This window comes from Pseudoalteromonas sp. TAB23 (assembly GCF_000498075.1).
GTDB lineage: Bacteria > Pseudomonadota > Gammaproteobacteria > Enterobacterales > Alteromonadaceae > Pseudoalteromonas > Pseudoalteromonas arctica.
The window spans coordinates 1-13,294 of record NZ_AUTP01000236.1; the positions used below are offsets into that span (position 1 = coordinate 1).

Genomic DNA, 13,294 nt, shown 5'->3' on the forward strand with positions numbered 1-13,294 from the left:
GAGTGCCCACACAGATGATTGCTTTATATTGTTAAAGAACGTTTTGAGTCGCTTTAGCGTCTCAAGGGATGCGAATAATACACCCTTTATTTTTCTAGTCAACACTTAGTTTTAAACTTTCTTTTTAGAAGATTTAAAACCGAAGTTTTACTTAACACCCTGAGTTGTTCGTGCCTCGCTATGCGTTGGCGTTTCCCGTCTCAGTGGGGTCGCATTATAGGGAGATCCGAAAACAGATCAACCCTTTTTTGAAGAAAACTTGAAATAATGTACTGTTCGCACATATTTGCATCGAAATGGTTACTTTAAACACTAAAAAGGCCCTGATGGGCCTTTTTAATTAGTTTACTATGAGCTTCCACCCAAGTTTACCTTGCTGTTTAGACTCTTGTTGTAGCTCGCTGGCCATTAATGGATGATCTTTTAACCAGTTACTTTCAAACTTAAGGTCTAACACTTCATTTTTAGCAGTTAACTCAAACTTAGGCAGTACATCATCTTGTCTGCGCATTGATAAGATGACTGCTATCCGTAGTAATCTCACTATATATTGCGCTAATAAACTATTTACGCCGAGTGAATTAAAACAGCCTTTTGGAAAATCAGAACGATGCGCATCTGCTACCGCTACTATTAATTTATGCTCTGACTGTGAAAAACCAGGCATATCGGTATTTTCCAAAATATAAGCGGTGTGTTTATGGTACTGCTTATATTCTATTAGTAATCCAATCTCATGAAGCTGCGCTACCGCTTTTAATAGTGGTAACCCATTTAAACTTTCAATTGGCCAATCTTTATCAATACTTACCGCTAACTGCATAGCTAGGCTTGAAACCCGACACGCTTGTTTTTGATCAACGTGATAACGACTCATAAACCCATCAACTGTGCGTTTACGAATGTCATTATTATGAAACTCCGGAACCATGCTATATAAAACGCCTTCACGCAGTGCTCCACCCGCCAACCCCATTTTTTCTATTTCAAGAGATTCAAATAGTGCGATTAAGATTGCAAGTCCTGATACAAATACCAGTCGACGGTCTTCACTTAATCCAGGAAGGTCTAGCGCTGCAATAGTGCTAAATGCAATTGCTTGCTCTTTTATAGTGTTGAGCTTTTCAAGCGTAAGTAAATCGTCAAGATTTTGAGCGACCATAATTTCTTGAATTGCTTGCACTGTGCCAGAAGCACCAGATGCAATTTGCCATCCCGCTGTTTTATATTCTGGAGAAATTTCATCAATGACTGTACGAGCTGCTTTTATGGCTGCGTTAAAGTTACTCTTACTTAATTGGCAGTCTTTGAAATAGCGTTCAAGATAGGTAACACACCCCATATTGAGGCTTTTGTAATGTAAGGCATCAAATGCTTTACCAATTACAACTTCGGTACTTGCACCACCAATATCAATAACAAGCTGTTTGCCAGTACAAGATGAAGTATGAGCAACACCTTTATAAATTGTACGCGCTTCTAATTCTCCGCTAATAACATTAATGTTATGGCCAAGAATCTTTTCTGCATGATTTTTGAATACTTCGGCGTTAGTTGCTAGCCGTAAGGTGGCTGTTGCTACTATGGTGATGTTTTTATCTGGGATATCTTGTAGACGCTCAGCAAAAAGGGCAAGGCATTCCCAGCCTCGCTGCATTGCTTCAGTGCTCAATACGTTATCTTTATCAAGCCCTGCGGCTAATCGGACTTTGCGTTTAACACGTCCAATTGTTTGTAGACCGCCAGCAATTGATTTGGCTATAAGCATATGAAAGCTATTTGAGCCCAAATCAATAACTGCGTACACATTTTTTTGCGGTTTAAGTTGCCCCACCGTTCAAAAACCTCTAGTTACTACTACTTATACAAACGGTCGTTTACGACCGTCCTTTTTGGTAACTATTATTTGGGCGACGTCCGCTGTTATTACTACGGTTACGTGGACCTGTTGAATAGTTGCGCTTTCTTTGAATAATAGGCTGAGTTAAATCATCTAGCAATGCTGTTTTATCATAATGTGATAAAGGAATGCTGTGCTCTATATATTCTTCAATTTCATGCAGGTTATATGCATATTGCTCACATGCAAAACTAATTGCGTGGCCTGATGCACCAGCGCGGCCAGTACGACCAATACGGTGAACATAATCTTCACAATCGTCAGGTAAATCAAAGTTAAATACATGACTTACTTCTGGAATATGAAGACCACGCGCTGCAACATCAGTCGCAACTAAAAAGTCTAAGTCGCCTTTGCTAAACTGCGCTAATATAGTTTGGCGTTTTTTCTGGTTAACATCACCAGTAAGCATACCTACACGATGACCGTCTGACTTAAGCCAAGCATATACTGTTTCACAACTGTGCTTGGTATTTGCAAATACGATTGCTTTCTCTGGCCATTCTTCTTCAATTAAGGTTAACAACAGCTTAATTTTATCTTCTTGCGAAGGATGAAATAGCTCTTCTTGAATACGTTTACCCGTTTTAACGTCAGGTTCAATTTGAACATGTTCTGGGTTTGTCATGTGCTCAAAAGCTAATTCTTGTACGCGATACGATAATGTGGCAGAAAATAATAAGTTTAAACGCTTTGATGTATCTGGCATACGATCGAACATATAGCGAATATCTTTGATAAAACCTAAATCGAACATACGATCAGCTTCGTCAAGCACGACTACCTCAATTTCATTAAGGGTGTAACAGCCTTGCTTATACAGATCAATTAGACGACCTGTAGTACCAATTAAAATATCAACGCCTTTTTCTAGTTGTGCACGTTGTTTTTCGTAATCTTCGCCACCATATACTAAACCTAAGTTAAGATTACAGTGCGGCGCTAAAATTTTAGCATCTTTGTGTATCTGAATCGCAAGCTCCCGAGTAGGGGCCATGATCAGGGCTCTTGGATGTTTACTAGGTGCTTTGCTAGATTGTAATAACCGATGGCACGTGGCAGTTAAAAACGCCAACGTTTTGCCTGTACCTGTTTGAGCTTGGCCCGCGATATCGCGTCCATCACAAATAAAAGGTAGGCATTTTGCTTGAATAGGTGTGCAATATTCAAACCCATTCTCGGTTAAACCGGCAACCACTTCCGGTGCGATAGCAAAGTCTGAAAACTTTTTATCGGTTAAATGTGTCTTAGTCATAGCGTTTAAGCATAACGTTTAAACTTGCAATAAGAAACAAGAGTGTTTAAATACGCACTAAATATTTCGCCTAACTAAATCGGAGAGCGCAATGAGCGAGAAAATAATCCAAATTACTGACGATAGCTTTGAAGCTGACGTATTACAATCTGACAAACCAGTACTAGTAGATTTCTGGGCTGAATGGTGTGGACCTTGTAAAATGATCGCCCCTATTCTTCACGAAGTTGCTGATGAATACGACAGCCGTGTGACTGTTGCTAAATTAAACATTGACCAAAATGCTGGCACACCGCCAAAATTTGGTATTCGTGGTATCCCTACTTTACTTCTTTTTAAAGATGGCCAAGTAGCTGCAACGAAAGTAGGTGCTCTTTCAAAAACTCAACTTATTGAGTTTTTAGAAAACAACATCTAACTGTAAGCTAGAACAATAAAAAGGGCTTTTTGCCCTTTTTTAAATTTATTTTGTATAAAGACTGGACGCTTTGCCAGTGAACTGCTAGTTTATAAAGCCAACTAATCCTTAGTTATATTCAACAAACCTCACTCAACGATCAAAGCGATTTTGAGTATGACAACTGTAATAAAGAACCCACCAATATGCATTTACGCGAATTAAAAGACAAGTCCATTAAAGAGCTTGTAGACTTAGCTGAGTCCATGGGGCTCGAAAACGTAGCCCGCTTAAGAAAGCAAGATATCATTTTTGCCATTCTTAAATCCCATGCCAAGGGCGGAGAGAATATCTTCGGCGGCGGTGTATTAGAGATTTTACAAGATGGTTTCGGCTTCTTAAGATCATCAGAAGCCTCTTACTTAGCTGGCCCAGATGACATTTATGTTTCACCTAGCCAAATTCGCCGTTTCAGCATGCGTACTGGCGATTCAATTTCAGGTCTTATTCGTCCACCTAAAGACGGTGAACGTTACTTTGCTTTACTTAAAGTAAATGAAGTTAACTTTGATAAACCTGAAAACTCTCGAACTAAAATTCTTTTTGAAAACCTTACTCCATTACATGCAAACGAACGTTTTCGCATGGAACGTGGTAACGGCAGTAAAGAAGATATTACAGCCCGTGTACTTGATTTAGCATCTCCTATTGGCCGCGGCCAACGTGGTTTGTTAGTAGCTCCGCCAAAAGCGGGTAAAACAATGCTACTTCAAAATATTGCACAATCAATTACGCACAATCATCCTGATGTAACATTAATGGTTTTACTTATTGATGAACGTCCGGAAGAAGTAACAGAGATGCAACGCCTAGTTAAAGGTGAAGTTATTGCATCAACGTTCGATGAACCAGCTTCTCGTCACGTACAAGTTGCCGAAATGGTTATCGAAAAAGCAAAACGCCTAGTTGAACATAAAAAAGATGTTGTTATCTTATTGGATTCAATCACTCGTTTAGCACGTGCTTATAACACCGTTATTCCTTCATCAGGTAAAGTACTTACTGGTGGTGTTGACGCTAACGCATTACATAAACCTAAGCGCTTCTTTGGTGCTGCACGTAACGTTGAGGAAGGTGGTAGCTTAACAATCATAGCTACAGCTCTTATCGATACTGGCTCTAAAATGGATGAAGTTATCTACGAAGAGTTTAAAGGTACTGGTAACATGGAACTTCACCTTAACCGTAAAATTGCGGAAAGACGTGTATTCCCAGCTATCGACTTTAACCGCTCAGGTACTCGTCGTGAAGAATTACTAACAAAACCAGATGAACTTCAAAAGCTTTGGATTTTACGTAAAATTGTTCATGACATGTCAGAAATTGATGCAATGGAATTCTTAATCGATAAACTATCGATGAGCAAAACCAATGATGAATTTTTTGATTCGATGAGACGCCAATAAAAGCGTTTTAATTGAATAAAAAAGCGCCTTAGGCGCTTTTTTTATGTCTGGATTAAATACAGTTTAACTTTCATTATACTTTTTAAGTACACCCTGCAGCGTATCAACGAGCGCTTTAAAGTCATTTGCACTGCTTTTTTGGCTTCTGCGTAGAAGTGCTCTGTCTAAATTTTTAGCCGATTGCGCAATTTCATCCAAACCAAACATTTGTGCAGCCCCTAAAATGCGATGGCTATCTTTTTGTAGCGCATCTAAATCTTCGCTTATAAAATGCTGCGTAATCGTTTCACTCTCCAAAGCAAAGCTCTGCTTGAAACTAATCACAAGATCGCTCATATCAACTTCATTTTGCTTTGTAATTGGCTGATCTTCTGCATTATGTAGGTGACTAGAAAGCGCTTTATAAAATGACTCTTTGTCTATCGGTTTACCTAAGTAACCAGTAAACCCTAACTCTAAATAACCATCCACTTCATGACTCATAGCATTTGCTGTTAAAGCAAAAATAGGTCGCTCAAAACCACATTGTTTTAATAGCTGAAAAGCAGAACGCCCATCCATCACTGGCATTTGAATATCGAGCAATACCAAATCTGGATATTCTTTTAAGCACTGCTCTACCGCTTGCTCACCATTTTCAACAGCAATAACCTCGAGTCCCATTGAGCGTAAATAACGACTTATTAACCTACGATTATCAGGATGATCCTCCGCAAGTACGACACGACCTGCCAATTGCTTATTTGCCTTAGGAGCACTTTGAGTTTCAATCATGCTTTGAGATTTATTTACTTCTGCGCACGGTAAAAAGAACGAAAACTGACTGCCCTTTTTGTATTCGCTTTGTACGCTGATATAACCGCCCATCATCGCAGCTAATTGTTGCGATAAGCTAAGGCCTAACCCTGTACCACCAAAGCGACGGCTAATGCTGTTATCAGCTTGGCTAAAGCATTCAAAAATAAGCTTTAACTGTTTAGAGCTCATACCAATACCGGTATCTTTTACAATAATAACTAGTCCTTGCTCACTCTTATTTAATGCAATAATGATCTGCCCAGAATGAGTAAACTTAATAGCATTTGCACATAAGTTTATAAGAATCTGTTTTACGCGTATTAAATCCAGCTTAGTGTAAAACTCATTACCCACTTGATTGTCTAAAATAAGGTGTAGATTTTTTGCTTTTGCTTGGGTGATAAACATTGCGTGCACATCATTTACCAGCTCTACAATATCAAAGCACGAAATATTTAACTCTAATCTATTGGCTTCAATTTTACTTAAATCGAGTACATCATTTATTAAGCTTTTTAAATGGTCACTGTGACGCTGAATTACTCTTAATTCATCTTTAAGTGACTCAGGCTCATATAATTCATTAATCAAAGCATCTGTTTGCCCTAAAATAGCCGTTAGTGGAGTGCGAATTTCGTGACTAATATTAGCCAAAAACTGGCTTTTAACATCGTTGGCTTCTCTCAGCTCTTGTGCAATTGCCTGCAATTCTGCAGTACGTTGCGTAACTTGTTCTGTTAACTGCTGCTTAGCGCGTTTTTCTGCACCACGGCGATAAAGCGCGATACCAGTTACGACAACTAAAAGTAATAGTAAAAAAGAGAATAAAGTAAGCTGAGAACGCTGCGACATTTTTAGCTCTTGCACACGGCGATCTTGCTTAAGTTTTTCTATCTCTTGGTTTAATTGCGTTGCTTTAAATTGATGCTGAAGTACCGCTAGTGCATTTATAATTGCCGTACTTCTAAGCTTTCGCAACTCACTAATATATTTTTGTTGCAAAGCCATTGCGCTTGAATAATCGCCTTTACTGGCTTCAAGAAGTGCTTTGGCCCCTAAGCTCTCTCTAATTATTCGCTCACTACCATATTCATGAGCAAGTAAAATAGCTCTATCTAAATTTATTTGCGCCTCTTCTAAGTTACCCTTAACAAACTGAATTTTAGCCAGCGCATGTAGCGCATTAAGCTCTAAATTATGATTATCTATTTTAAGGGCGTAGTACTCACCTAATTTAGCTTGCTCGTACGCTTCATCCACTTTTTTTAATACTAAATTAGTATTTGCTAAATTTGTATATTGTGTAGATAACTTATTGTAATCATTAGCTGAAATATAATAGCGCAGCGCTAGCTGATAATAATGCAGTGCTAAGTCAAATTGATTACTCTCCATATGGGCAACACCCATATTGTTATATACCTGCGCAATACCGCTTTTATCATCTAATCGTTGATAAACCTTAAGTACATCTTGATAAAGACCAAACGCACTATCGTAGCGTGATAAGCGTATATAAACGCCTGCTATATTAAGTAGTATATCGGTTTTATCTTGCTCACTGCCGTACGCCTCGTAGATAGCTTTTGCTTTTAAATAAAACTCTAGGGTATCGCCTAGCTTATTCATATTAAAATAGGCCAAACCAATATTATTTAATAAGTTTGCCTGCTCTAGTAATTGCTTATTCTTTTCTGCTAATGCTAGGGTACGGGTATATTCAATAATCGATTTTTGAAATAAGCCTTGATAAAAAAGTACAACACCTTGCATTTTAATTGCACGAAAGTGCTCATCAGGGAAGAAAGTATCCGAAGTATGTTGTTCAAGTAATTTAAAGTAATGTAATGAGTCTTTAAAATTATCAACCGATAACGCAGTATTACCCAATGCCGAATAAACAGCGACACGCTCTTTTTTGGAGGCATTTTTATTAGCAAGTAGCATGTTTGCTAATTGTAATTTAGGCTCCCACTGTACTTCGTTTTTGAATTGCTCAAATAACGAATCATTATTTTGGGCATAGCTAGGAGCTATTAGTACACAGCATATAGTAAATAAGAGGCATTTTAACTTGCCCAGCATAATTTTAATCCTTCAAACCGTTACTTATATCAGTGTAATCTTTATTGAAGATACACCAACTACTAGGACCTAAACAATGCTTAACCCACTGATTGATGAGATTTTTGAGCTAATACTAACAAAGCAGGTTTGGCAAGTTCATACTTTAGCAGCAGAACTGACAAACCGCAGCGCTATGACCACTCTAGATAAAAGTCCTGAACGTGATTTATTTAAACGTAACTTTTTAATTATGAATGCACTGTACCAACTGCAGGCACAATTACGTCCTCAGAGTTTACTCATTTCAGCTCTGCATATCGAGCTTTTAGAAAAAGGGGATAATAGTTTAGTAACAACAAGCGAAAATTTGCGAGATTATTATTTAGATTGGCATAATTACGATACCAGTGAAGAGCAGATTGATGAGCTTTTAAATAGCTTTTGGCGTCAGTTTAAAACGACATCACCACAACAGGCTTTAAATGAAAATGAATTTAAAGCGTTGGCTTTAGAATGGAAGTTACCTGAAAATTTCACTCTTAAAAATGTTCAAAAGCGCTGGAGACAACTTGCATTACAAGTGCACCCAGATAAACCAAATGGCTGTGAAGTTGAGTTTAAAAAAATAAAAACACAATACGAGCAGCTAAAGGTAGCTGCTCGTTAATCTATTAATTTAGAAGTTTAAATTAACGAGTAAGGCGGCGTGCGCGTATTTTACGCCCTTTAATATTGCCTTCGGTTAATTTACGAAGCGCAGGTTTTAATGAGTTACGCTCAACAGCAACAAACGCTACGTTATCAAGTACGTTAATTTTACCCACCTGACGACCTGCAACCCCATCTTTACCCGTTAAAGCACCTAAAATATCACCTGCACGTACTTTTTGCTTTTTACCTGAATCAATCATCAAAGTAACCATTTCAGGGCGGTATGGTGGCTTGTCTAATAAATTAAATGGTGGCATTTGCTCTGGAGTAATATCACGCTCGTAATGTTCGCCTATTTGAGCAATTTTAAACGCTTCGGCTTCACCGTAAATAGAACATGCAATGCCCTTTTTACCAGCGCGACCTGTACGGCCAACACGATGTACATGTGTTTGCGTGTCATGTGCTAAATGGTAGTTAATCACCATATCCATATCGTCAATATCTAAACCACGTGCAGCAACATCGGTTGCAACAAGTATTGAAGCACTTTTATTTGAAAAGTGAATTAATGTACGTTCACGATCGCGCTGTTCTAAATCACCGTGTAGAGAAACAGCACTAAAGCCTTCATCAGCTAAATCGTCACACACTTGTTGTGTTTCTACTTTAGTATTACAAAACACAACACAGCTTTGTGGTGTAAATTTAAGTAATAATAATTTTAGCGTTGGGTAGCGCTGCTTATTATTATCCATTTTGTAGAAGTACTGCTTAATTGTGCTTTTGGCTTGCTCTTCTTCTACTTTAACCATTTCTGGATTTTTAAGTACACGCTTAGCAATTGCTTCAATAGCTCTTGGGAATGTTGCACTAAATAACAATGTTTGACGATTTTGTGGAATGCGCTCAATAATTGCATCAAGTGTATCTTGAAAACCCATATCAAGCATTTGATCGGCTTCATCAAGTACCAACGTTTCAACATCATCTAAACGTAAAGTACCTTTACGAATATGATCATCAACACGACCAGGTGTGCCAACAATAATATGTGCGCCATGTTCAAGCGAGCCTATTTGTGGACCAATTGATACACCGCCACATAACGTCAATATTTTAATATTATGGNTACCGCGCGCTAATTTACGCATTTCAACCGCAACCTGCTCGGCAAGCTCACGAGTAGGACACAACACTAAAGATTGAATACGAAAGCGTTTTACGTTTAATTTAGCTAACACACCCAAGCTAAACGCAGCAGTTTTACCTGAACCGGTTTTTGCCTGAGCAATGATGTCTTTACCAGCAAGTACAGGCGGTAAACTTTGCGCTTGTACAGGTGTCATATGCGCATAACCAAGTGTTGATAAATTATCAACGAGTCCAGCTGGTAAAGCCAAAGATGAAAAAGCAGTTGAAGTCACAGTAAGTTCCATAGCAATAAAAATAACGTGGGGGAAAGCCCCACTAAATATGCTGCTAATAATAGCAGAATTCGTAATTAGCAACCATTAACAAACACATAATAAAGCACGTTAACAAAAGGTGTTGAAAATGATAGTAGTTTGCATTAAGATCGCGATTGTTTTTTACATATCACTGCTGGAAGCAAACAATGAAACTGAATTCTCTTTACATAGCACTATTAGCAAGCATTACAACAAACACATACGCAAACACTACTGACCTTGAGCGTATAGAAGTAAAAGGTAGCTACTTTAACGATTACAAAGTAGATAACGCTAATGGCGCAATGAGAACATCAGCTTCATTACTTGAAACCGCACAATCTGTAACCGTAATAACCGATACTATTATTAGTGAGCAACTTGCCACTACCCTTGGCGAAGTACTAACAAATGACGCAAGCTTAACTGCAGGCTCACAACAACGAAATCGTGAAGTATTTAACTTACGTGGGTTTGAGCTAAGCTCATCAACAGGTTATTTACGTGATGGGCATCAGCATTGGTCGCACTACCAACAACCAATCGAAATTTTACAACAAGTTGAAGTAATTAAAGGCCCATCGAGCATTTTATATGGTCAATCAGGTCCGGGTGGCTTGGTGAACATGGTTACTAAAAAGCCTACAGCACAAACATTATTTAATGCCAGTGCCGATGTAGACCAACATGGCTCAACGCGCTTTATGGTTGATGCTGCTGGTGCCTTGACTGAATCTGAAGATTTACGTGCTCGTGGTATTTTAGTTAAACAAGATGTTGATTACTGGCGTGAATACCAAAACGGTGAAAACCGCGAGCGTGACCGCTTTTTAGGTGCTTTAGTTGTAGATTACGATATTAGCGACAACGCATTAGTACGTGTGCATTACGACCGCACGGACGACGAAGCAGGTTTAGATACTGGCGCATGGATAGACGATAATGCCAATGTAATTGGTGATGATAAAACAATCCGTGATATGTCTTGGGCGTTTACCGATATAACCGTAGAAAACCTAGGTGTAGACCTAGAAGTATTTTTAACCGATAACTGGCAAGTAAAGCTTGGCTATAACGAACAAACATTTGAACGCCAACGCTTTGAGTCAGCACCGAATATGCCAAGTGACTTTGTTGAGGGTGACAGCTATGAGTCTCGTCCTTACGACCGTTTTGACGATTGGCAATTTAAAACTGCATTTATTGATTTTATTGGTGAATTTAAAACAGGTAGCTTACAGCACCAATTTTTAATTGGCGCAAACTCGCTTGATTATTACTACGGGCAACGTCGTACCTCTGCCGACTCTTTTGATTTTTCTGCAGGACAAGCAGAACTATCTCGTCCATCAGTAAGCTATAAAACAGATGATACAGTAAGCGAAACTGAATACGACTACTACGGAATTTACGTTCAAGACTTAATTTCGTTCTCGCCTGAGTGGCAACTATCATTGGGTGGTCGTTACGACAAACAAAATAGCACAGGAAATGATAACGAGTCATTTGTACCAAAAGTAGGTGTGCTTTATCACCCAAATGCTTCTGCAACTATATACGCTAGTTACTCAGAAGGTTTTGAGCCTCAAGGTAGCGAAACACTGATTGATGAAACAGATGTAAATAACGGCATGAAATTAGATGCTGTTACATCTAAGCAAAGAGAGATTGGTATAAAATGGCAGTTATTTGATGACCGCCTAATGCTTACCAGTGCTATTTTTGATATTAGCAAAGAAGGTACTCTTGTTAGCGAACAACTTGAGACACCTATTGGCTCATTCACAAGTGAAACAAACCAAGTGGGTGAACAACGCCACAAAGGTGTTGAAGTAAGCGCACAAGGTGCCGCTACTGACCGCTTATTTGTTATGGCATCAACTATGTATCTAGATGCTAACTTTGAACGCGATGAAGTATTGGAAGGTAAACGCCCTACCGATGCACCAAAATGGTCGGCATCACTTTGGACGCGTTATGAATTAAATGACGCCATTGCACTTAATGCTGGTGCATTTTACGAAGGTGAGCGCTTTGCCGATAGCAACAATACAATTACTAAAGATGCATATACGCGTGTTGATGTAGGTGCAACTTATAAGTTTAACTTAAGTAATACCGATATTAACTTACGCCTTAACATCGAAAACTTATTTGATACAAACTATCTAGGCGGAGGCGGCACAAATAATGTAACTGTTGGCGAGGGTACAAATCTTCGTTTAGCTGCGCAATTTAGCTTTTAAATAAATGCCTTAAATAACAGCTTTAAAATATAGCCCGCGTACATTTACGCGGGCTTTTTTATATCTAAATATTCACACCTAACAGCATTAAACCTATTACAAAGCCTATTCATCTCATCTATTTTTTATCATGTTTGTTACATGCTCTAATAGCGCTAATTATTAAAAAGGCCTACCACAATGAAAAAATTAATTACCGCACTGCTGCTTACTAGCAGTATGGCTGCAAACGCTAACAGCGCCGAATTTACCCAAAAGCAATTACAACAAGTAGACGAAGTGCGCACCTCTGCACTAAATAGTGATTTAAGTTATAAATTACTAGAGTCATTAACAACTGAAGTAGGCCCTCGCTTACCCGGCACTAAAAACGATAAAAAAGCCGTGGCATGGGCTCAAGCCAAATTTAATGAACTGGCCTTTGATAAAGTATGGTTAGAAAAAGCCACGTTTCCTGAATGGCGTCGTTATAGCGAAAGCGGAAAAATACTAACACCAAGCGAGCAACCACTGCACTTAACTGCATTAGGTAACAGTATAAGCACGCCAAAAGATGGGGTTACAGCGCCGGTTGTATTATTCGAAACACTTGATGAATTAAAAGCCGCACCGGCGAACAGTTTAAAAGGTAAAATTGCATATATTAATTACCGCATGAACCGCGACATAGACGGGAATGGTTACGGGCCGGCTGTAAAAGCACGCGGTACAGGCGCTATAGAAGCGTCTAAAAAAGGCGCTGTTGCCTACATGATGCGCTCGGTTAGTACCGGTCATCATCGTTTTGCACACACCGGTGGTAGTTACTATAAAGAAGGTGTTACAAAAATACCTAACGTAACAATTGCTAACCCAGATGCAGATCAAATAGCACGCTTAGTCGCTTTAAATAAAGACGTATCGGTAAATATTAATGTGCAAACCGAAAGCCTTGGTGAAGGCACTGGTTATAACGTTATTGGCCAATTTAATGGTACCGAAAACCCTGAGCAATATGTATTAATTGGCGGGCATTTAGATTCTTGGGACTTAGGGACTGGCGCATTAGATGACGGCGCAGGCG

9 protein-coding genes are annotated in these 13,294 nt (G+C 38.9%); 5 read left to right on the plus strand and 4 right to left on the minus strand.

Annotation, left to right across the window (positions count from 1 at the left end):
- Nucleotides 1–340: 340 nt before the first annotated feature.
- Together gppA and rhlB are read right to left on the minus strand one after the other, a co-directional pair.
- A complete protein-coding gene (gppA, locus tag L654_RS0114210) occupies nt 341–1,834 on the minus strand; it encodes a guanosine-5'-triphosphate,3'-diphosphate diphosphatase (RefSeq protein WP_024608259.1) in 1,494 nt (497 codons plus the stop codon).
- Between the two features lie 43 nt (nt 1,835–1,877).
- Nucleotides 1,878–3,155: an ATP-dependent RNA helicase RhlB gene (rhlB, locus tag L654_RS0114215; RefSeq protein ID WP_002960940.1), complete on the minus strand. Its 1,278-nt coding sequence runs from the start codon at nt 3,153–3,155 to the stop codon at nt 1,878–1,880.
- 91 nt (nt 3,156–3,246) lie between these two features.
- Here rhlB and trxA point away from each other — a divergent pair, with 91 nt between their 5' ends.
- Together trxA and rho are read left to right on the plus strand one after the other, a co-directional pair.
- Nucleotides 3,247–3,573: a thioredoxin TrxA gene (trxA, locus tag L654_RS0114220; RefSeq protein WP_002960942.1), complete on the plus strand. Its 327-nt coding sequence runs from the start codon at nt 3,247–3,249 to the stop codon at nt 3,571–3,573.
- Nucleotides 3,574–3,758: 185 nt separating this feature from the next.
- Nucleotides 3,759–5,018, plus strand: coding sequence for a transcription termination factor Rho (rho, locus tag L654_RS0114225; protein WP_002960945.1), 1,260 nt, complete (start codon nt 3,759–3,761; stop codon nt 5,016–5,018).
- 63 nt (nt 5,019–5,081) lie between these two features.
- Here rho and L654_RS0114230 read toward each other — a convergent pair whose 3' ends face one another.
- Nucleotides 5,082–7,901: an ATP-binding protein gene (locus tag L654_RS0114230; protein ID WP_024608260.1), complete on the minus strand. Its 2,820-nt coding sequence runs from the start codon at nt 7,899–7,901 to the stop codon at nt 5,082–5,084.
- A gap of 76 nt (nt 7,902–7,977) precedes the next feature.
- On the opposite strand from L654_RS0114230, the gene L654_RS0114235 reads away from it, so the two are divergent.
- The gene (locus L654_RS0114235; protein ID WP_024608261.1) at nt 7,978–8,550 is read left to right on the plus strand and encodes a DNA-J related domain-containing protein; all 573 of its coding nucleotides are present in this window, start codon (nt 7,978–7,980) and stop codon (nt 8,548–8,550) included.
- Between the two features lie 22 nt (nt 8,551–8,572).
- Here the strand turns inward: L654_RS0114235 and dbpA are convergent, their stop codons facing one another.
- Nucleotides 8,573–9,961: an ATP-dependent RNA helicase DbpA gene (gene dbpA, locus L654_RS0114240; protein WP_024608262.1), complete on the minus strand. Its 1,389-nt coding sequence runs from the start codon at nt 9,959–9,961 to the stop codon at nt 8,573–8,575.
- Between the two features lie 191 nt (nt 9,962–10,152).
- Between dbpA and L654_RS0114245 the strand changes: the two genes are divergently transcribed.
- Both L654_RS0114245 and L654_RS0114250 read left to right on the plus strand, forming a co-directional pair.
- A complete protein-coding gene (locus L654_RS0114245) occupies nt 10,153–12,231 on the plus strand; it encodes a TonB-dependent receptor (protein WP_024608263.1) in 2,079 nt (692 codons plus the stop codon).
- 180 nt (nt 12,232–12,411) lie between these two features.
- A partial coding sequence (locus L654_RS0114250) for a M28 family peptidase (protein WP_024608264.1) occupies nt 12,412–13,294 on the plus strand: 883 nt, incomplete at its 3' end.

Excerpts from the sequence above, each read along its gene's own strand:
- rhlB (WP_002960940.1), bottom strand. The coding sequence starts at position 3,155 with ATGACTAAGACACATTTAACCGATAAAAAGTTTTCAGACTTTGCTATC.
- trxA (WP_002960942.1), top strand. The coding sequence starts at position 3,247 with ATGAGCGAGAAAATAATCCAAATTACTGACGATAGCTTTGAAGCTGAC.
- rho (WP_002960945.1), top strand. The coding sequence starts at position 3,759 with ATGCATTTACGCGAATTAAAAGACAAGTCCATTAAAGAGCTTGTAGAC.
- L654_RS0114230 (WP_024608260.1), bottom strand. The coding sequence starts at position 7,901 with ATGCTGGGCAAGTTAAAATGCCTCTTATTTACTATATGCTGTGTACTA.
- L654_RS0114235 (WP_024608261.1), top strand. The coding sequence starts at position 7,978 with ATGCTTAACCCACTGATTGATGAGATTTTTGAGCTAATACTAACAAAG.
- L654_RS0114245 (WP_024608263.1), top strand. The coding sequence starts at position 10,153 with ATGAAACTGAATTCTCTTTACATAGCACTATTAGCAAGCATTACAACA.